General features: G+C 58.7%; 14 protein-coding genes. 7 read left to right on the top strand and 7 right to left on the bottom strand.

All coding sequences use genetic code 11. The features are described from left to right. Positions 1-382: 382 nt before the first annotated feature. The 4 genes from HFP54_RS25625 to HFP54_RS12560 are packed head-to-tail and all read left to right on the top strand — an operon-like array spanning position 383 to position 4986. The gene (locus HFP54_RS25625; protein WP_235951720.1) at positions 383-1285 is read left to right on the top strand and encodes a hypothetical protein; all 903 of its coding nucleotides are present in this window, start codon (positions 383-385) and stop codon (positions 1283-1285) included. A gap of 53 nt (positions 1286-1338) precedes the next feature. Next, positions 1339-2286: a methenyltetrahydromethanopterin cyclohydrolase gene (gene mch / locus HFP54_RS12570; RefSeq protein ID WP_168565391.1), complete on the top strand. Its 948-nt coding sequence runs from the start codon at positions 1339-1341 to the stop codon at positions 2284-2286. Positions 2287-2289: 3 nt separating this feature from the next. Next, positions 2290-3249: an ATP-grasp domain-containing protein gene (locus HFP54_RS12565; RefSeq protein WP_168565390.1), complete on the top strand. Its 960-nt coding sequence runs from the start codon at positions 2290-2292 to the stop codon at positions 3247-3249. 60 nt (positions 3250-3309) lie between these two features. Then, the gene (locus HFP54_RS12560; RefSeq protein WP_168565389.1) at positions 3310-4986 is read left to right on the top strand and encodes a fatty acid CoA ligase family protein; all 1677 of its coding nucleotides are present in this window, start codon (positions 3310-3312) and stop codon (positions 4984-4986) included. Positions 4987-5341: 355 nt separating this feature from the next. On the opposite strand, the gene HFP54_RS12555 is transcribed toward HFP54_RS12560, so the two are convergent. The 3 genes from HFP54_RS12555 to HFP54_RS12545 all read right to left on the bottom strand — a co-directional run bounded on the left by HFP54_RS12555 (position 5342) and on the right by HFP54_RS12545 (position 8756). Further along, positions 5342-5686 (bottom strand): HPF/RaiA family ribosome-associated protein, encoded by a 345-nt coding sequence (locus HFP54_RS12555; RefSeq protein ID WP_196784768.1) that lies wholly within the window; start codon positions 5684-5686, stop codon positions 5342-5344. A 128-nt stretch (positions 5687-5814) separates the two neighbouring features. After that, positions 5815-7152, bottom strand: coding sequence for a DcaP family trimeric outer membrane transporter (locus HFP54_RS12550; protein ID WP_206036181.1), 1338 nt, complete (start codon positions 7150-7152; stop codon positions 5815-5817). Between the two features lie 374 nt (positions 7153-7526). Further along, positions 7527-8756 (bottom strand): pyrophosphate--fructose-6-phosphate 1-phosphotransferase, encoded by a 1230-nt coding sequence (locus tag HFP54_RS12545; RefSeq protein ID WP_168565388.1) that lies wholly within the window; start codon positions 8754-8756, stop codon positions 7527-7529. Between the two features lie 412 nt (positions 8757-9168). Here HFP54_RS12545 and egtD point away from each other — a divergent pair, with 412 nt between their 5' ends. Then, entirely contained in the window at positions 9169-10155 is a 987-nt protein-coding gene (egtD, locus tag HFP54_RS12540; RefSeq protein WP_168565387.1) for an L-histidine N(alpha)-methyltransferase, read from the top strand. 214 nt (positions 10156-10369) lie between these two features. Here egtD and HFP54_RS12535 read toward each other — a convergent pair whose 3' ends face one another. Beyond that, entirely contained in the window at positions 10370-10981 is a 612-nt protein-coding gene (locus HFP54_RS12535; RefSeq protein WP_168565386.1) for a type II and III secretion system protein, read from the bottom strand. Between the two features lie 186 nt (positions 10982-11167). On the opposite strand from HFP54_RS12535, the gene HFP54_RS12530 reads away from it, so the two are divergent. Continuing rightward, positions 11168-12058 carry a universal stress protein gene (locus HFP54_RS12530; protein WP_168565385.1) on the top strand — a complete coding sequence of 297 codons (891 nt, stop codon included), beginning with the start codon at positions 11168-11170 and terminating at the stop codon, positions 12056-12058. A 14-nt stretch (positions 12059-12072) separates the two neighbouring features. Here HFP54_RS12530 and HFP54_RS26190 read toward each other — a convergent pair whose 3' ends face one another. From HFP54_RS26190 to HFP54_RS12515, 3 genes are all read right to left on the bottom strand, one after another. Further along, a complete protein-coding gene (locus HFP54_RS26190; RefSeq protein ID WP_168565384.1) occupies positions 12073-15297 on the bottom strand; it encodes a PDZ domain-containing protein in 3225 nt (1074 codons plus the stop codon). A gap of 278 nt (positions 15298-15575) precedes the next feature. Continuing rightward, positions 15576-18479 carry a serine/threonine-protein kinase gene (locus tag HFP54_RS12520; RefSeq protein ID WP_168565383.1) on the bottom strand — a complete coding sequence of 968 codons (2904 nt, stop codon included), beginning with the start codon at positions 18477-18479 and terminating at the stop codon, positions 15576-15578. Beyond that, positions 18476-19222, bottom strand: a complete 747-nt coding sequence (locus HFP54_RS12515) for a sigma-70 family RNA polymerase sigma factor (protein ID WP_168565382.1) — start codon at positions 19220-19222, stop codon at positions 18476-18478. Before HFP54_RS12515 ends, HFP54_RS12520 begins: the two co-directional genes overlap by 4 nt. An 88-nt stretch (positions 19223-19310) precedes the next feature. Between HFP54_RS12515 and HFP54_RS12510 the strand changes: the two genes are divergently transcribed. Then, positions 19311-20036 (top strand): hypothetical protein, encoded by a 726-nt coding sequence (locus tag HFP54_RS12510; protein WP_168565381.1) that lies wholly within the window; start codon positions 19311-19313, stop codon positions 20034-20036. Positions 20037-20042: the final 6 nt, after the last annotated feature.

Genomic DNA, 20042 nt, shown 5'->3' with positions numbered 1-20042 from the left:
ATCCCCCAACGGTGGCCCGTCGATGCGACCCGCAAAACCGGAATGTGGGGTTCGCGGGGCGCATTTTCACGCGTGTCGGATCGCACAATTCTGCTTGGTTCCCGGTGACGGTGCGACTATCATCGGTTGTAACGACGGTTCAAGAGCGATCCGACGCCAGGGGAAGCGGACCACAGTGGCCAAAGGTCATCGGTTTGCTGGCGATGGTTTCGTCTCTTACGCCTCGATCGTCGTCACCGGTGTCCGTCCGGAACGGTCGCAGATCCACGCGACCGCTGCGGCGGACGAAACTCGTTTCCGATGTGCCTCCGGCCCGCTCCTCTTCGCCGGATACCGAGGCGACACTTTCGCGACAAGGAACCTTTTCGTGACCACCCGACCGATGATGCTTTCCCGATCCATTTTCGCTGCTGCTCTGTTTGGCGTTTTCGCCGCCACCGTTGCCCCTACGACCGACGCGGCACGCCCCGAAAAAGCCCAAGAAGACGGCTTGAACGTCGAATTTTTTGCGGCAATGGATGCTGAACAAATCGAAGTCAAATTCATCCCGCACAATGCCACCAAGGCCAATGTGCTGGTGAAAAACAAGACCGACCAACCGCTGACCATCCAGTTGCCGGCCGCCTTTGCCGGCGTACCGGTTTTGGCCCAGGACATGATGATGGGCGGCGGCGGCATGGGTGGCATGGGCGGTATGGGCGGCATGGGCGGCGGCATGGGTGGAATGGGCGGCGGCATGGGCGGCGGCCAAGCCATGGGCGGCGGCATGGGTGGCATGGGCGGCGGCATGGGCGGCGGCATGATGGGCGGCGGCATGGGAGGCGGCATGGGCATGGGTGGCATGATGCGAATCGCCCCCGAAAAGCAACACAAGATGACCGTGACGACCGTTTGCCTGGAACACGGCAAGCCTGACCCGCGGCCCAAGATGGCTTACAAGATCGTTCCCTTGGACCAGTTCACCGATTCACGCGAAGTCCACGTTCTGTGTGACGCACTGGGCCGCGGCCAGTTGCCGCAAAACGTTGCCCAAGCGGCGACCTGGCACCTGACCGACGACCTGTCGTGGAACGAATTGGCGGTCAAGAACCGGATCGAAAGCAAGTACACCGGCAACGTTCGCTTCTTCAACCTGGCGGAATTGAACGCGGCCAAATTGGTCGTCAACAAAGCTCGCAGCTTGGCCGAACAGATGCCGGAAATCAGCACCGGTGACGAATCGGTCACGACCGACGCTGAAGCGGTTCCCACCGAATCGCCCAGCCTGGATCGCGTCGCCGGCTGATCCGCACTTGGCGGGCTGGACAGTCACGTCGGCTTCGGCCACGATTCGACCCCATGTTGAATCAAGAAGCCTACGAACTGTTCGAGCATATCTGTGAGTACGCCGAAAACTTCGGCCTCCGGCTTCATTCGGTTGCCGGCGGCCGTCTGTTAGATGCCGGCGTCCAAACGCCAGGGTCATTGGACGCGGGTTTGCTGTTGGCGCGATTGTGCATGGGCGACCAAGCGGACATCGCGATCGTCCCGGCGGATCCCGATCGGTTCGTGACGTCCAACCACGTCCACGTTCGCACCGATGCGCCGCTGTGGGCTTGCCTGGGTGCCCAGTACGCCGGTTGGCCCGTCCAGACCGACGACTTCTTTGCGATGGGCAGCGGTCCGATGCGACTGCTGCGGGGTCGCGAGGCGGCTTTGAAAGCCCTGGGTCTGGCCGAAGAAGGCCCCGTCGCCGTCGGCGTGTTGGAAAGTGACAAGCTGCCGGGCGAATCCGTCTTCGCCCACATCGCCCAAGAATGTGGCGTCCAGCCCGATGGGGTCCATCTGGCGATTGCCCCCAGCCACTCGATCGCCGGTGGGGCTCAAGTCGTTGCCCGCAGCATCGAGACGGCGATGCACAAGCTGCACGAATTGAAGTTCGACGTCCGCAGCATCGTGTCGGCCACCGGCACCGCCCCCCTGCCCCCACCGTCCAAGCCGGGCGACATGGTTTCGGGCATCGGACGTACCAATGATGCGATGCTGTACGGTGCCAACGTGACCTTGTGGGCCGACGCCGATGACCAGTCGATCGAATCGGTGATCGAACAAGTCCCCAGCAGCAGTTCGGGCGACTACGGACGACCGTTCGCCCAGGTCTTCAAAGGATACGAGTACGACTTTTACAAGGTCGACCCGATGCTGTTCAGCCCCGCGCGGGTGACGATTCACGGCCTGCGCAGCGGACGCACCTGGATCGCCGGACGATTCAACACGGACGTGCTTCGCGAATCGTTCTTGGGCTGATCCATGTCCCATGCATCTTTGCCGGCGGGGACGCCCGATGGTTCCGCCCATCCAGATCGACCGATCCGCATTTTGGTTTTGGGCGCTGGCAATGGTTGGCATGCCGACCGGCTTCGACAAGCCGCCGACGACTTTGCATCCCCCGGCGTCCAGATCGAATTTGGCCTGTACGAAGAACTGACCAGCCGCCTCACGAGCTCGCATTCATCCGGCATCCGCTGTGGTGGCCAGTCGATTGAAAACTTCGACGCGGTGCTGACACGCACCATGCCGTCCGGATCGATGGAGACGATCACGTTTCGCTTGTCGGTCCTGCATGCGATGGTCCGACACGGGATCCCCGTGATCAATCCGCCGGCCGCGTTGGAGATTGCGATCGACAAGTACGCCACGCTTGATCGGGTCGCACGACTGGGATACCCGGTGCCGCCGACGATCGTGGTGCAAGACCGCGGCGAAGCCATGCGAGCGTTCGAAACTTTGGGCGGTGATTGTGTGGTCAAACCGTTGTTCGGTGGCGAAGGCAAAGGCGTGATGCGGATTCAGAATGCCGACCTGGCTTGGACCGTCTTCAGCACGCTGCAACAGATTCAATCGATCGCCTACATTCAAGCGTTCGTACCGCCGGGTGGTCGTGACGTCCGAATTCTGGTGATCGGATCACGCCACATCGCGGTTCGTCGTGACAGCCGACACGACTTTCGCACCAATGCATCCCGGGGTTCAACGACCAGCCCGATCACCGCCAAACCGTCCTGGATTCAAATGGCTCGCGATATCGTCACCGACATCGGATTGACGATCGCAAGCGTCGACTTGCTGATCGATGATGATGACCAAGTGCACGTCGTCGAAGTCAACGCGATCCCAGGTTGGCGGGGCACGCAAACCTGTCACGACGACTGCATTGCCAGCATGATGTTGCAAGCGGCCATGGATGTGGCGGTTCAAACCAAGTCCTAATCAGCACCGCAACTCCGCCCGCCTCGCCGTCCTTATTCCGCGATCCCATTCGTCTCGCCCATGCCACAGTCTGACCTGTCGAACATCGCCAGCCGGATGTCGATGATGGCTTCGCTGACACCGTCCGCCGTGGCGATCGCACAGCCGTCCGGCCCGCCGGTTCCCGCCGGGGAACGAAGCTATGACGTGACGACGTTTGGCGAACTGGACCAGCGAACCGACCGGATTGCCCGCGGGTTGGTGAAATGGGGCATCCGACCGGGCGACCGCTTGGTGATGCTGGTACCGTTCGGCGGCGAATTCATCCAACTGGTTTTCGGGCTGCTGAAAGCCGGCGCGACCATGGTGCTGATCGATCCGGGCATCAACAAAAAGCATTTGGTCCAGTGCTTGGCTGACGCGCGACCGGACGGATTTGTGGGCATTCCCAAGGCCCAATTGATCCGCAGCGTGCTGAGGCGCCGTTTTCCCGACGCCCGCTGGAACGTCACCGTGGGACGTCGGTATCTGTGGGGCGGACGTACGCTGGCACAGATCGAAGAAATGGGCTGCGATGAATCGATCACGCTTCCTCAGGTGCAACTGCCTGATCCCGCAGCGGTGATCTTCACCACCGGCAGCACCGGTCCGCCCAAAGGTGTCTTGTTCACCCACGCCACCTTTCACGCTCAAGTCGACCGGATCCGTGATCGCTACGACATCCACCGCGGGTCTCGCGATCTGGCATGTTTCCCGTTGTTTGGTTTGTTCGATGCTGTGATGGGCGTCACCACGATCATTCCCGACATGGATCCCACGCGTCCGGCCGATGTGAACCCGGCAAGACTGGTCGAAGCCGTTCGCCAATGGGACATCGACCAAGCGTTCGGATCACCCGCGCTTTGGAAGACCGTGGTTCGATGGTGCGATGAGAAACAAGTCGTCGGGCGCCCGTTCGAATCGCTGCGGCGTGTGTTATCGGCCGGCGCCCCCGTGCCCGCATCGACCTTGGAAAAGCTGCGTGCCGTGGTGCACCCCGACGCCGACATCGTCACACCCTACGGCGCCACCGAAGCGTTGCCGATCGCATCGATCGAAAGCCGCCAAGTCATCACCGAAACCGGGCCGGCCGCCGACAAAGGCAAAGGCGTCTGCGTGGGGACTCGGTTTGAAAACGTTCGCTGGAAAGTCATCGCCATTCGCGACGAACCAATCGAGTCGTTTGACGACATCGAAGAACTGCCCCGTCGCAAGATCGGCGAATTGATGGTGACCGGGCCCATGGTGACACAGCAGTACGTCGTTCGCGCCGATCAGAACGCTTACCACAAAGTCATCGACGCGGACCAAGTTGTTTGGCACCGGATGGGCGATGTCGGCTACTTGGATGAAGAGGATCGGTTTTGGTTCTGTGGCCGCAAAGCGCACCGCGTGGTGACAGCGGAGCGGACGCTGTTCACGATCCCCTGCGAAGCGGTCTTCAACAGCCATCCATCGGTGTACCGGTCGGCACTGGTCGGCCGGGGATCACGCCCGAACCAAACGCCCGTCGTCTTGATCGAAGTCGACCCGAGTCTTGGACCACGGACGACGTCACAGCAATCGGAATTGATCGACGCCTTGAAAGCACTCGCCGCTCGCAATCCGATCACCCGCCGGATCACCGACATTCGTATCCGACGCGAACCGATGCCCGTGGATATCCGCCACAACAGCAAGATTTTCCGCGAACAGCTGACCGCCGAAGTCAACGGCTAGGTTCGACAGTCGACGCTTTGCCACTTCCCCCACCCACACGCGGGAGGGTCGGAATCGAGGGACGAGATTCCGGGGAGGGTTCTTCAAGCGATCGCGTCCTGCCCTCGCTTAGGCTCGACCCTTCCGGTGGGAGGGTGAAAAGGCAATCGCGTTCAACCCCGTATCACTTCACCCTCTCGCCCCGCGGGAGGGTCGGAATCGAGGAACGAGATTCCGGGGAGGGTTCTTCTGCCACGGCAGAACTTCCTCGCCCACACTCACAGTTTGCACGACGCTACTTTCGCGGGAGCGATAGGCGACTTTGGCTCAGCCGCTTGACGCTAGCGTGTCCGGCTCTGGTCTGCCGCAAACAATTTCACTCCGGTGCAACGACTGGATCGTGACGATGGTCCAATCGCCCCAGCGTCTTTTCCAACAAGTGCAGCATCTTTTCGGCTGCACCGTGGAACGCCGCCTTCACCGTCGCATCGTGATGACGCACCGACACGGGTTTTCGCCCTCTCAGTCGGACTTCCATCACACAACGTTTGTCTTCATCCCCAAATTTTTCGCGGCTATTTTCATCCGCCAAAAAGACTTCCACTCGTGTAATTCGATCTTGGTATCGTTCCAGCGTGTCCGTCACCGACTCTTGCACCAATTCCGTCAACCGATCATCACCTTGGATGTGATTGTCCGTGTGCACCAAGACTTGCATCATTGTTCGATTCCTCTAGATGAGCGGAAATTCTTTACACTTTCATTATACGACGCAAACACCTTCGGGGTTTCCCGGAAACGGTTCCGCGGCGTCGGATTTTGCCCTTAGGTGCGTGGGAATCCGATCAGTCAAAACGTGTAGCGGACGGTCCAATCGACCAAGACAGCTTCGCCAGGCGCGGTCGGTGCATCGACGAAGGTAAAACCCGGTTCGTCGGTACGATTGTGATATTCGGTCTTCCATGAACTGACCTCCAGTCCGGTCGTCAGACGGTCGCTGACCCGATAGATACAATTCGCGTAAATCACATCGTTCTTCGTCCGGCCGATCAGACTGTCGTTATCGTTCGGATCATCGATGCTGTACCCCACGTGGCTGCTCAGCTTTGGCGACCAGGCATAAGTCAATTCCCCCCATCCACCGGTGGACCGGATCGGAACTCGCAAGCAGGGACAGACACCCTGAGCGATCCCGCCCAGAATGTTGCTGAGGTTCGATCCGGTGAAAAATTCCCCCTGAACGCTCCACCGCTGCGTCAGTGGCACGCGAGCCTCCGCGTTGAACGACCATGTCCTCAGACGTACATCGTCTTCGGGCCCCAGCGCCGGATTGGCGGGATGCCCGGTGGCAAAGTCAAAACCGGTTTCACCGATGTGCCCCGATACGCCCAGAATCATCGTGTTGCCGCCGACCGCGATGTCATCGAACGTCACGGCGGACCGAGCCTGGATCATCGGCCAATCACCGGTTTCACGAGTCACTCCGGTGGAACTGAACCCAGTCGCCAAGTCTTGAATGACATTTTGTGCAATCGCCGCCTGAAGCGTCCAAGTCGTTGCACCGGAGCTGATATAGCGTTCCCAGCGAAATTGGTTCCTGCGAAACCCAACGTTCCCGGCCGCCCACGAGATGGAAAAGTTGACCGTGTTGGGAATCAGCGGCGAAACGACATCCCAAGTCTGCCCACCTAAAACTCGATTGCGATCGTTCTTGGCTTCCCAGTACACGTGCCGCAATCGCACATCGGGTTGGTTGTCGGTGGTGAAGTTGCCCAAGAAATCGACTTCGAACCGGGCCCCGGTGTCCATGCCGCCGCACCAGTCGATCTGTGGCCCGGCGACCTCCAGACCGATACGGCTGCGACGGGCATCCAGCTCCAGCGCCGGTTCCCCCTGATCTTCTTCCGATGCCACCCACAGGGCGAATCGCCCCGGCACCGTGCGGCTAGTCGCGTACACCAGATCCGACCAAACGGTGCCGTAGGGACGCAGTGTGAATTCGCCGATGTTAAGCGTCGTCGGCTTCGCTTCGGCCGGCACACAAGGCTCGCAGAAACTAACGGGAACCACCGCTGGTTCGGCCCACAGCGGCGTCATGTCAGCGATCGGATCGCCGGTCACATCGACCAGCGTTTCCATGGATTCGTCGCCCGTTACACGATGGTTCGACCCGAAGACCAGGATCATTGCGGCCAGTATCGCGTACCGAACGCCCCCCGCGAACGAAGCGATGTGAGCAGAGCGAGCCACAGGGGGCTGGGTTTCACGACACATCCGACGCCGACGTCTTCGGGGAAGCAATTGAACCTGGTGTTAACAGTGTTCAAGTCGGCGTGCTGAATCGTTGCGATTGTGTTTTCCCGTACAACCGGAAAAGTCAACGCAGATTGCCAGCCGCCTTGCCTCCAAGTCGCCTATCGCCGCGCGAAAGCATCGCACGAATTAGGCTTCAGCGCAAATCTGCCAATCGCACCGCATCATCGATCGCTGGTAGCATCCTTGGTACGGCTTACAAAACCGTTCCTGACAAGCAGCATAGAAAGCCGCCCGAGGGCACCCGATCAATGGTGTTCCACAGCGACCGCTTCACCCTTGGGTTGACCGATTCCCTTCAACAAGTCGTCGAACCACGGCTGGTCGATATCGAATGGCTTACCACCCTTGATCCGAGTGAACTCGATCGCACGTAGTTCATCCCCTTGGTCTTCATCGTGACCGATCACGCCGCCATCACCGGCCAGCGCACAATCGACCGCTTTGTCCGCACAGGTGGAAATCAGATCCAGATCCGCAGCGTTGGACGGCGCCGCACGGCTGAAGTAACCGCTCTTTTGAATCAACGTCTTCTCGGCACCCAACATTTCTGCGAACTGTTTACCGAACCATTTGCCCGGGTTCACCGCATCCAGCTTGTAGTGACCGAACGCATCCTTGGGGACTTCTTCGCCGCGGGATTCCATTTCTTGCACGATCGTGTCCACACCCGCACCTTCACTGATGAAGATGTTGACGCAATCGATTTCGTCCATGATGCCCTTCAGCCGCTCAGCTTCCTTTTCCAAATCGAAGTGCATTTCGGGAATGAACACCCCGTGCACTTCTTTGCGTTCGCGGCTGAGCCCTGATTCCGGTAAGAAGTCCAGTTCGTCCAACATCTCGCGGTACTTCACCGCCGTTGCCGCGGTCAGCCATCCGCAATTGCGTCCCATCACTTCGTGAACGATCAGCATTCGCGGGTTGGCGTTGTGTTCGGCCACCACATTTTCAAAGAATCGAGCGCCCTGTTCCGCGGCCGTCCAAGCCCCCAAGCTTTGGCGGATCGGAATCACATCGTTGTCGATCGTTTTGGGCAGCCCGACGACGGTCAACTCGTAACCGTTCTCGTGCAGGTAAGCGGCCAAGTCGGCTGCCGCGGTGTTCGTATCGTCGCCACCGATCGTGTGCAGAACATCGACCTGGTCTGTCTTCAAACGCTCGGCCGCCACGTGCAGCGGGTCTTGGCCCTCTTGGACCAAACCACGTTTGACGCAATCGGCGACGTTGGTCAATTTCACCCGGCTGTTGCCGATCGGGCTGCCCCCGTGCTTCTTCAACACGTCGGCCTTGTCACGGATTGCCGGGGTCACGACAAAGCTGTCGCCTTGCAGCAACCCTTTGTAACCGGCGCGGTAACAGATGATTTCAACGTCCGGCGCTTTGGAGGTGTACGATTCGATCAGGCTGCCGATCGCGCTGGACAAACACGGCGCCAAGCCGCCGGCGGTCAGAATTCCAACTTTCTTCACAGTCATTTCATGGCTCCGATTGGTTTGGCGGAAGATGATCGCGGGGACCCATTGGTACCCCATGGCGGAATCGATTGGACTTTGAAATCAATCGAGCATCAGCAATCAGGGTTCGGGCACGAAATTCCCCCTGCGGCAACGCGTTTCGGGCACATTGCCAAAATCGATGGGACCAGAAATCTCGGCCTCGAATTTGCACCCACAGATTAAATGATGCACGTGATTTGGTCATTGGGGCGTGCCCACCCGCCACAACCGGTTTGTCCATGGGAAGCCGACGCACCACGACGGACGCGTGAGAGCACTTTACGCCCCACAAAGCTATAACATTTCACCACCGAATCGATCGAATGCCGCCCGTGCTTCGGGCCGGCACTGGTCGTTTTGATCCTTTTCAACTCGCAAGCGTGTCCAGCCCATGAGTATTGCCGACAGCCCCAGCCCCGCCGTGGCGTCCACCTGCGCCATCGCGTCGACCCCAGAACAGCAGGAATTCTTGAGCGACGTGATGCAAGGCTTGTCGGCTGATCGAAAATCGATCCCGTCGAAGTACTTTTACGACCAGCGTGGATCCCAGCTTTTCGATGCGATCTGTGAATTGCCGGAGTACTATCCAACACGCACCGAAGCAACCATCATGCGACGCGACATCGACCCGATGGTACGCCACATCGGCCAAGGCGTCCGGTTGGTGGAATACGGCAGCGGCAGCAGCGTCAAAACACGCATCCTGCTGCGGCACCTGATCGAGCCGCACGACTACGTCCCGGTCGACATTAGCGAAGAACACTTGCACGCCACCGCGGACGACTTGCGTAGCGAATTTCAATCGCTGGCGATTCATCCCGTCGTCGCCGACTTTACCCAGCCGTTCGATCTGCCGCCCGACCGGGGCGCGACCCGGCGATGCTATTACTTTCCCGGTTCAACGATTGGGAATTTCGACGCCGACGATGCCGAGGCCCTATTGTCAAAAATGGCCGACGAGGCCGAGCAGGGTGACGGGTTGTTGATCGGCTTTGATTTGCAGAAAGACGTGGCAGTTTTGGAAGCCGCCTATGACGATGCCCAAGGCGTCACGGCGGCATTCAACATCAACCTCTTGCACCGGATGAATCAAGAACTGGGTGCCGACTTTGACATCGATGCATTCGAGCACCGGTCGTTCTACAATCGCCGGTACCACCGGATCGAAATGCACTTGGTCAGTCGCGGAAAGCAAAAGGTATCGATCGGTGGAAAGACCTTCTGTTTCGATGACGGCGAATCAATTCGAACCGAGTATTCGCATAAATACACCCGCGAAGGCTTCACCGCATTGGCGGCACGGTCCGGATGGAAATCGAAAGCGTTTTGGACCGATGATCGATCCTATTTCGCCGTCATGTACCTGACGCGCGTCTAGCCGCCGACTCATTGCCAAAGTCGCCTTTCGCTCCGCGTATTTAAAGCAATCACGCCGTAACTCAGCTTGCGGGAAGCTCCCTCGGTGCGGACTACGAACCGGCTCAGCCAAAGTCGCCTTTCGCTCCGCGAAAGTAGCGCACGCAACGGGTTGCACCTGAGTCAAAAACGCCACAACCGGGTGTCATCGGCAACCGGCCGGCGTCCGCCTTCGATCATCGAACCGTCAGCACCATGACGTTCTGGTCATCGCCGCCGATCACAACCGGTTGCCCGGGGGCAACGATGATGGTCGTGCTGATGGTTTGGCTGCGAATTTCCGGTGGCATCGATTCATCGTCGGCTTCATCAACGAGCGAATGCTCGACATCGATTTCCAACAACAATTGCTTCCCTTGTGGTTTGATGATGCACTGGCACATCGACCCCACCGAGTACCGTTCCATTCGTTTAGAAACGACACCGCGTCCGGTGGAAACTTCGCCTTCGACCACCGCGACCTGCCGACCGAACTGGACCGACGATTTCATTCCTTGCACACACGATTGTCGCAGCGTGGTCGTCGACTGGACGTTCGACTGGCCTTCCTTGGTGCCAAGCCATTGAAGAATCTCCGTGTTGGACAGATCGGGATCGACCGCTTCGGTCAAGCGATGGCTAGCCACGGTGACTTCGTACACGGACAACTCGGATTCGGCCGCTTTCTTCTCAGCCGCCTTCATCCCCAAAGCTTTCTTTTGAAGCGTCGGTCTTTTCATATCCGCATGATCGTCCGCGACGGCCGGCAAGCATAGAATGAAGACGGCACAGAAGGCATACCAACGCATGGGGGTCACCTGATCGGGGCGAAAGGTCGGGAAGTGGGAGGCCGGAACATTGTAGAGTCAACCGAACCGATTCCGCTTGAATTTTCCGGGCAAGAATCGCTCGGTGCCTCGTGTTATTGGGGTTACCCCAGGTCCACGCCGACTTTTTGCGTCACGGCTTGAACGAAAACAAACAAGGAATGACCGATGAAGGTTTTGGTCGCGATCGATCAATCGACACACTCAATCGCTGCTCTGGACCAATTGGCCGTCCTGGTCGGGGCCGATCAGATGGACATCGAATTGACCGAAGTGGTCGTACCGATGCCGACCTATGATTTTTCCGGTGTCGGTTTCCCCATGGACGTACCGCTTTTGGTCACCGAACAACGTGATGCGGTCAGCGAAGCGTTGAATCGCCTGGCGGATCAGCACAAGGATCAATTTCGTTCCATCAAGACCACCGTCGCAGTCGGTCCGCCCGGATTCGAACTGACTCGCCACGCGCAAGAATCAAACGCGGATCTGATCGTCACCGGTGCGGTCGGCCATAGCGCACTGGAACGCGTGCTGCTGGGCAGTGTTTCCGATCACGTGGCCACGCACGCCGAATGTAGCGCCCTGGTGACGCGAAGTTCAGATGATGCATCCCAAGGCGAACAGGGAAAGCTGACCGATCGCATTTTGATTGCCGTCGGAAATCCCACCAGCGACGATTTGTTCCTGGACTGGATCGACCGCATCGCGGTGCCGGAATCGACAAAACTGCACTTGGTCCATGTCCAAGAAATCATGACGTTCTATCGCCAAGACATTCTGGTGCGTGCACGCGGCTATCTGGAGCAGGCGAAGGACGCCGCGTCGGATCACTTGAAAGCTTTACAACAAAAGTTTCTGGACAAAGGCTTCGCCGCCGAAACCAGCCTGATCGAATCCTCACACATCGGTCGCTCCATTGTCGAACAGGCCGATGCACTGGATTGCCAGTTGGTCGTCACCGGCGACAGCCACCAAAGTGCTTGGGACCGCATCGTGTTGGGCAGCGTGTCACGACACGTTCTGCATCACAGCCCCACATCAGTGCTGATCGTCCGATAGATTCAAACGCTTCATCAGTCTTTCGGCAGATGCACTCGATAGCGATGCACCGCACTGCCGCGTTGAATCCGAACCAGGCACCATGAACGATCCGGACTCTGGCGAATGAGCTCGCGCAATTGATCGGATGTGGTGATGTCGTTTCCATCCAACCCCAGCACGATGTCTTGGTTTCGCAGCCCCACCCGTTGTGCCGGGCTGTTGGGATAGACGTGCGTGATGACAACGCCACGATCAAACTCTGCCGCACGCACCCCCAGCACCCAATCTGTCGCGACTTGCTCCAGGGGAGTCGTCAAATTCTTTGAGACAAGCCCCTGGTTTGGAGACGTCGATGACGGTAAGTCCGTGGTGGCAATCACTCCCCTTGGAATACCAGCAAAGTCGCGATCACCGTCGGCGACTTCCAGATGCACGGTGGCGTACAGCGTGTTATTGGACATGTCGAATTCAACACGCAAAGCTTGCAGCCAATCCAAAAAGGGGAAACGCCACTGCGGATCGGCGGCGGTCACGTCGAACGCGGATTCGGATTCCCAGCGGGTACTGGTCCAAGCAGAATCACCGTCGCGGATTTGATGAACGTATTCGCCGCCCAAAGGACACACAAGGTCACCGCCAAGCAGCATTTGGACACGTTGTTTGGCGGATTCCTCGGGCACACGGAACCATGATCCCATTCGGTCCAACCAAGTCGCGCCCTGGGTCGAATGGTGACGTGCTTGCATGAAGGTGTAGGCTTGGATGTACGGTTCGACTTTGGACCCACGCAACGGATTCATCGTCAGAAACGCTTGGTGCGCCCCACGGTTCGACGTCTCGACCAACTGCTTCCGCGTCCATTGCCGAGTTTCCTCGGAATCACCGACAATGCAGTGCTCATCGGTCAGATCAACCATCGATGCATACTTCATCATCCCTGGGTCACTGGGACGCATCTTGGACAGCGCCCATCCCAGATAGATGATGGCGGACGCACCGCTTGGATTTCCGCCGGGCAACAAATTAGGTGGTGGCATCATTCCCGATTTCTTTGGTGCGGACGCTGGCTTCGATGCGACGTACTCCTCGCCCTTCAACAGCACCGACGCCAACATCTTCAACACCTCAAGCCGTCCCGGACGCATCGCCAGAAAACCACGTGAACTGGCATACAAGCCAGATGTCCCGGCATCGTCCAGGCGTACCTTTCCGCGATCGATTCGAAAATCCACCCGATCGTCGCGAATCCCGAACAGAATAAGGTGGCTGATGTTCGTCCTTTCGCTCATTCGCACCGTCGCTTGACCGTACAACAACGGTGGATCGGACGTTATCAATGCTCGCGATGTCGCGGGGCCGAGGTGTTTTCGCAGCAATCGATACCGGTCTTCGGCGTACGGCGTGATGACGATTTGCAACGATGTCCGCAAATGCTGGGAGCCTGGATCGATCCCTTCATCGCGAAAAACAACCGCAACCGGATCCGCGCGGCGCCACAAACGCAGATACTCCGATGCAAAGCGTTGGTACGTCGCCACCTCCATTCGCGTTGCCCTGTCCAGTGGCACGTCGGGGATCGGCAAGAAGGTCCCTGGAACGCCACGCAAACTATCTTGATAAACCTCCTCCAGCTGAAATGCACGGGCATCGTCGGGACGCTGGCCAAATGATTCTGGCATGTATCGTTCACGAATCAGTCCCAAGTCATCCAGGTCATTGTTTCCCTCGCCAGCCGCCATCAAGTGCGCGATCTTCAATTGCCGGACCTCTTCTAATGCTCGTTCACGCCGCAACATCTCGATGCGATAGTGGGGGCTGATCAAGTTTTGAAAAAACGGATCCCCCAGGTACAGAAACGCATAACTCCGGCCGCTTCCCCTGGTCTTCCATTTGGCGTATTGAAACTCTTTCCGTTTGCCCAACGCATCGATTCCGCGACCGGTTTCAAAGAATCGCTGCACCAAGGTTTTCGAATTGGTGATCAGCAAGAATCCGTCGTCTTCCGCCAGAAACGAACGCACCTGGTGGTCGGGGGTGCCAAGGAAATCCACCGCGTGACCGGCAATGTTGACCTGTTGTCTGTTGCATCCGGCGGTCTGTGATTCCGCATGATCACGCCACTGTTGGAGAATCGCTTTCAGTGGCCCCGTGGACTTTGCCTGCATCAACAGTCCGACCGCGGCGCCATCGTCGAAGAACGGATCCGAGCCGATCAAAGCCAGATCCGATAAATGTGGTTCGATCGGTGTCAGTTCGTTCAGATCGCCGGGAAGCCCAAGCTGGCGTTCGATCATTTGTCGGGTCGATTGTTCGATGACACCCGTTGCCACCACATCGTCCAGCGATCCGCCCCAGCCGACCAACAATCGTCGCAGGTGACGATAGTTGTTGACCGAACCCGTGCGAACGTAGAAACATTCTGCCGGCGTCCGATGGGCGATCGCTTCCACCGCGGTCGCCGGAAAATCGGGGATCCGCAAACTGCGAACGGTCCTGCGCTTTGGCAAGGGCATGTCCGCGTTCGACGCTTCGTAGCGTCGAAGGTTTGATGCGGTACCGTTGATTTCCGTGGATCTATGAATGGCCAACTGCACTGATTCGAACCCGAGCAGCATTTTCACCGCTCGTTCAAACTGGTCCTCCAGCGATTTCGAATCCATCGTCTTGGCTTGCACTTCGATTCGTCGATGCTCGGGAATACCGAACCGAAATGCCATCGTGTCAAGAATCGTCTGTAACTCCGCGCGACCGACTTGCCCGAAACGCGCAACGTCATGTTGAAGCGCTCTCCACCACTGGTCACGCAACTTCTGAACTCGTTGCGCAGACATCTCGACCGACGACAAGGATTCTTCGAACAAGACCTCCTGGTCATGAACGAGTTGAATCGAAAGCGGGCCATCGCCCTTGACCGCAAAATTGGCTTCGATCGAGGATGCTTGATAGGCCCCTTCGTCTTTGTCGTACTGATACGTCACAACGGGATAGAAGACACGTTGTTCGGCATCGACGACGCGAATCGTTTGATCGGGATAGATGACCGGACCTTCGCCATCGATGAACGTCAGCACGACCTTGCCGAACCCCATCGGCTGACCAGCAACCACCTCCGTCGCGGTCGCGGCAATCGAAGCCATCGGATCACGATTCGGCGAATCAGATTCACCGGTCGTTGCGAACGCCGACGCGGCAAACATCAGAACGCCGCAAAATGCCGCGCCGTAGCGTCCACGGAGACCAAAGCGAAATGTACGCACCTGAAGACTCGCTGTTTTGTTGTCCATCGATCATCACAACGAACCCGCGAAGAGATGACCGATACTGCACCTGACACACACCCAATTCAGCGTAAGGAGCCACCCCCTACCAGGCAATCAAAAACCACCCACCGGGAGCGAGTGTGCATCAAATTTCATGGGCCATTGAACGTCAGAGACGCGAGCGTGTCCGACCCTTGGTATTCAGATGTCCAACTTGATTCGTGCGGCGAAACGAAAGCGGATTCACAGTCACTGCCGATGACACTCCCGCGTCATCAAGGCGTCGCCGCTTCGGCCGCATCCGCCGAAGCATCGTTGCCGCTCGAATCGCGAAGTGGGCTGGGACGCAGAGTGTTTTGGATCCCCTGGCGACGTTGCCGCAACTGGTTCAGATACGCCTGGCGGACTTTGCCAAAGCGTCCTCCCTGGTCACTTTCCAATGTTTCGATCGCTTCGTTGATGGATCGAAGTGCATCGACCGGTTTCCGTTGACGACGCTGCAGATCAGCCATGCTCCACAACGACTGTGCCAAAGCAACGCGGAACATGGGAACATCGGGATGTTGTTGCACGATCCGTCGTTGGGTCACCAAGCTTTCGTCGATCATATCTTGCGCACGATCGCCACGTCCGGCCGCATACTGGCTGATCGCCAGCTTCATTTGAACGCTGGCCTGCAGCGATTGATACTCCGCGCTGTCGGGATACTTTCGCACCAATTCGTTGGCCAGACGAATCGATTGCCGCAAGTCATCCGACGCGCGTGAAAACGCGACCGGCCTAGAATCGCCGATCGCCGCGCTGGCCAGCGTGTCAGCGAACTGATACTGGATATCGGGATCATCGGGAAAACGTTTGGATAGATCATCCAAGATTCGAATCGCTTCGTCGCGATGATGTTTTGCCGATTCCGCTTCATCGCGGCGCATTCGATCCTGACGTGCAATGTCTTGATGGGCCGCCGCCAGCGTTTGGGCGTAGACCTTTCGCTGTGGATCTGACTCCAGCAAGACCTCCAGCCACTGGATCGCTTCGCGGCTGCACTGCTGATGCCAACGATACTGCGCCACCGCGCGGTTGGGGCCACGCCGACGTGATTCCCCCATCAACCGAGCCAACAAGGAATCGGGTCCCGGACCAGGGCCGTTGGTCGATGGCCGCATTCCCGTCATCCACTCCGTTGACAGCGTCAAGCTGCCCGCCAGCCGAAGCGACTTTGCCCAAAGAAACGTCAAATCGGATGTCGCGGGTTTGGCCTGGCCTTCGAAGCACCATTGGCGACAGCGTTGCAGCCAAGCCCGAACGTCCGAGGGTCGTCGCAGTGCCGCGGCGACACGCATTTGCCCCCAAGCCACCGCGATGGGCGATTCCACCGGGACGGTGGAATCAACGGCGTCGCCTTCGTCTTCGCCACGTAATTGCGAATAGATTGCCCATGCCTGGTCGTAGGACTCACGCGCTTCGTCGGGACGTCCCAGACGGAACAGAATGTCCCCGATGCTGCGACGTGCGTCGGCCGCCGGCATCCGCAAATCGGTCGCGTTTTCATCGGCGAATTTTTCGAAGAACTGCAGCAGATTTTCCATCAGTTGAACATCGTCGTCACCGAGCGTTGCACCGGAGTCGGCGTCGCGCATCAAGTCGTCTCCGACGCTTTCCCACACCGATTCGGCGACACCGGTTCGTCCGGCCACGTTGTCCACGATTTCTTGGAATGCCGACAACGCCAGCGACAGATTCGTCTCCGCACGTGATCGCTCGCGGACGGCCGATTCGCGTGCACGTTCCGCTTCGTCCAACGCCGCGCTGCGTTGACGCAGATTTTCGGCTGCCTGGTCATAGGCTTTGCCGATTGCCGTCAACGATCGTGTGCGGCTGCGGTTGATGACCGACAACAGCGTGATGACCGACAACAACAGCACCAACACGGTTCCCGAAAGCGACGCGATCCCGGGATTCCGTTTGGCCCAACGCCAAGACCGCTCCATCGCACCGACCCGCCGCGCCGCGATCGGTCGCCCGGCTAAAAAACGCTGTAGATCGTCGCGAAATTCGCCCGCGGTGGCATACCGATGCGTCGGATCTTCCGAAACCGCCTTCATCACGATCGTCTGCAGATCGCTGGGGATGGTTGCACGCAGCGAACGTGGTGGTGCAATTCGACGACGATTTTCGGCTGACAACAATTCCGCGGGTGTCCCTTGGATCGCCGCACGCCCGGTCAGCAATTCATACAGCGTCAGTCCCAAACAATACACGTCGCTGCGGACATCCAGGTGTCCCTTCAGTTGCTCCGGTGCCATGTAGCGCAACGTGCCGACGATTTCACCGGTCTGCGTGAAGCGGTCCGACGATGGATCGGCGGCCAGCCCAAAATCGGTCAACCAAACATGATGGTCTCGATCAACCATCAAGTTGGCCGGCTTGATGTCACGATGCAGCACGCCTTGACCGTGCGCGTATTGCAGCGCGTCGGCGATCGTTGCGATCCAGGCAGCGGTTTGTCGATCATTTTGCAAGTCGACACCGATATCGGGACCGGTGCCGGCCAGCAAATCGGCCAGACTGACGCCGTCGACCAGGTGCATCGCATAAAAGAGCAAGTCGTCTTGCTGGCCCACGCCATACACGGCCACGATGTTCGTGTGGTGAAGGCCGGCGATCGCTTCGGCTTCGCGTTGAAATCGTTGTCGATGGGACGGGTGATCCGCCGCACGCCAGCTCATCACTTTCAATGCGACGTGTCGCCCCAATGATTCCTGAACGGCTTCATAGACGACGCCCATCCCGCCGCGCGCGATCTGGCGAACGATTCGAAAGTCACCGATCTTTTCGGGGGCGATGAAGCAATGGAACGACAGGTCGTCGTCGGCCGACAATGCCCCCGTGGTGGTCGCCGAGATGTCACGACGTGTTCCGCCGACGTTCAGCTTTTCCATCGCTTCGATCGACGGCAGCATTTGCCGCAAAATGTCGGCATGCTCCGGATGCGAAGCCGCGATCGATTCGATGTCCGGCGTTTCGCCCCGTCGGATTCGCATCGCAAAATCCTCTGCGATTAGATCCACCGGATGTCGGTGTTGCGAATCGTCGCTGACCGGCATCGTTCCGTCGGACGATTCGGGATCGACTTGTCCGGCACGGTCTTGGGCAGGATCATTTCGACCGGGATCGATCACGGTGCATCCTTGGGCTGTCCGGACGTGTCGGCACGAACCTGACTGACAATGTCGGCCAACCGACCGGCGGCGCGCACGTATCGATTGCTGGCGGCGGTGGGGCTGAGATTCAGAATCTGTGCGACTTCCGCGTTGCCGAGTTGTTCAAAATGTCGCAACGCCAAAACTTCACGATCAATCGGGTTCATTGATTCCAACGCCTCACGGACGCGATGCAGGGCTTCGTTTCGGCTGACGATCTGGCTGGGGGACTGGATCGCGTCGACCAGACGACACGCGATCGACAAACTGGTCGCCGCGGAATCGCCCGGTGTGGCCAACCGAATTTCACGTTGCGGGCTGCGTGCTTCGCGGAACTGTGTCCGCTGCATGTCGATCAGCACTTGCAGCGTCTGTTGTCGCACCCAGACAAAGAACGATACCGATGGCTGGTCCAGAAAATCCACCAACCGGCGTGAAATCCGTAGGTACGCTTCCTGCAATACGTCGGCCGCATCGATCCGTCCGCGGACACGTGGGTCCAGTCGAAACGAGACCATGCGGTGCAGACGTTCTTGGTAGGTCGAAAACACATCCGCCAGTGCAGACGGACCGCCCGCACGCAATCGCCTTAGCAGCGTCGCTTCCGCCGCATCGATCGAACTGGAGTTTTGGTCTTCCAAAGAAATTCCAACTTTCCAAATTTTGCCCGTGGATGGTCCCGAATCCGCGTCGGTACCCAAAGTACAGACATTCCAGGACACCGAACACTTGCGGCGATCCGGCCGATGGTGCTTTCGCCCGCGAATCGATGTCCGATCCGCTCCATCCCATCCAAAAGTGGACCCCACGATGAATCTTACCTGCCGTTTCGCGGTTCTGTTGGCCGCCGCCATGATGATGACTCCCGCATGGGCCGACGATGATTCGGATTCGCCACGCGGCCGCTTCCGTGCTGGTCGCGGCGCCGGCGGTCCCGGTGCCGGGCCTGGTGGATCGGGCGATCGCCCGCCGTTCATGGACATGATCCGCCGCATGCCATTGGTTCGGGCGTTGGACGCCGACGGTGATGGCGAATTGTCCAAAGAAGAAATCGCCGGTGCTTCGGCGGCACTGGCCAAGCTGGACCGTGACGGTGACGGCACCGTCAGCACTCGTGAATTGATGCCTTCAATGGGGCAAGGACGCGGTCGCGGTGCCGGTTCGGGCGACGACGATCGAGCATTCGGACGACGCGGGTTCATGCCCGGACGCGGCGAAGGCGGCCAAGATGGCGATCAAGCCCGTAAGCAACGCCAGCAACGTTTCCGAGGCGGCGATGACGCCGATGCATCCGAACGACTGAAGAAAATGATGTCGATGCGTGACACCGATGGCGACGGCAAATTGTCCGGCGACGAGATTCCTCAAGGCATGCAGCGTGCCTTGGATCGAATCGACCAAAACGGCGACGGTGCTTTGGACGAAGCCGAGTTGGCGGAAATGGGCAAAAAGATGGCCGGCCAACGCGGACGTCGCGGTGAAAGTGAAGAAGGTGCCGGCAAAGGCGTCCGTCCCAAACGACCGAATGCCGAGTGATCATCA

It is taken from the genome of Crateriforma spongiae, from assembly GCF_012290005.1.
Lineage (GTDB): Bacteria > Planctomycetota > Planctomycetia > Pirellulales > Pirellulaceae > Crateriforma > Crateriforma spongiae.
The sequence above is the reverse complement of the archived record's forward strand: the minus strand, read 5'-3'. Positions and strand labels throughout refer to the sequence as shown.

Bases quoted from the DNA above. Each gene is read 5' to 3' on its own strand.
- HFP54_RS12535 (WP_168565386.1), bottom strand. From the start codon at position 10,981: ATGCGTTGGTATGCCTTCTGTGCCGTCTTCATTCTATGCTTGCCGGCC.
- mch (WP_168565391.1), top strand. From the start codon at position 1,339: ATGTTGAATCAAGAAGCCTACGAACTGTTCGAGCATATCTGTGAGTAC.
- egtD (WP_168565387.1), top strand. From the start codon at position 9,169: ATGAGTATTGCCGACAGCCCCAGCCCCGCCGTGGCGTCCACCTGCGCC.
- HFP54_RS12560 (WP_168565389.1), top strand. From the start codon at position 3,310: ATGCCACAGTCTGACCTGTCGAACATCGCCAGCCGGATGTCGATGATG.
- HFP54_RS25625 (WP_235951720.1), top strand. From the start codon at position 383: ATGATGCTTTCCCGATCCATTTTCGCTGCTGCTCTGTTTGGCGTTTTC.
- HFP54_RS12545 (WP_168565388.1), bottom strand. From the start codon at position 8,756: ATGACTGTGAAGAAAGTTGGAATTCTGACCGCCGGCGGCTTGGCGCCG.
- HFP54_RS12550 (WP_206036181.1), bottom strand. From the start codon at position 7,152: ATGATCCTGGTCTTCGGGTCGAACCATCGTGTAACGGGCGACGAATCC.
- HFP54_RS12530 (WP_168565385.1), top strand. From the start codon at position 11,168: ATGAAGGTTTTGGTCGCGATCGATCAATCGACACACTCAATCGCTGCT.
- HFP54_RS12510 (WP_168565381.1), top strand. From the start codon at position 19,311: ATGAATCTTACCTGCCGTTTCGCGGTTCTGTTGGCCGCCGCCATGATG.
- HFP54_RS12565 (WP_168565390.1), top strand. From the start codon at position 2,290: ATGTCCCATGCATCTTTGCCGGCGGGGACGCCCGATGGTTCCGCCCAT.
- HFP54_RS12555 (WP_196784768.1), bottom strand. From the start codon at position 5,686: ATGATGCAAGTCTTGGTGCACACGGACAATCACATCCAAGGTGATGAT.